The organism is Aeromonas sp. MaB10011B (assembly GCF_017939325.1).
Classification (GTDB): domain Bacteria; phylum Pseudomonadota; class Gammaproteobacteria; order Enterobacterales; family Aeromonadaceae; genus Aeromonas; species Aeromonas caviae.
Genome location: NZ_JAGKRK010000050.1, coordinates 1 through 397 on the forward strand (window position 1 = coordinate 1; position 397 = coordinate 397).

Consider the following 397-nt stretch of genomic DNA (forward strand, 5'->3'; position numbering starts at 1 on the left):
CGGGAATTCAGATAATAAGTGCGACACTCATGGATGAATGGCGAGAGGTGGCCAACTGCTGATTGGTGGTACCCTTCTGCTCGCCAAAGTAAAAGCAGTATCACCATGAGCTATCAGCAGTTGACCGAGGGGCAACGATACCAGTTATCGGTGCTTCGCGCACAGGGGATGTCCATCCTTGCCACCGCACGCGCCATTGGCGTTCATCGCTCCACCCTCTACCGGGAGCTGCGTCGTAACGCCGGGCCGCAGGGCTACCAGCCAGACAATGCGCATCAGCACGCCACCCACCGACGGGCCAGTGCGGCCAAATCTCGGCTATCTGCCGATGTCATCCAGTTTGTCGAGCTGACACTCGCCTGGTGGTGGAGCCCGGAGCAGATAAGCGCGGTGGGCA

General features: G+C 59.4%; 1 protein-coding gene. It reads left to right on the forward strand.

The window, feature by feature from the left end:
* Nucleotides 1-105: 105 nt before the first annotated feature.
* Nucleotides 106-397 (forward strand): helix-turn-helix domain-containing protein (locus J9893_RS13060; RefSeq protein WP_210621922.1); only part of this gene is annotated, 292 nt, incomplete at its 3' end.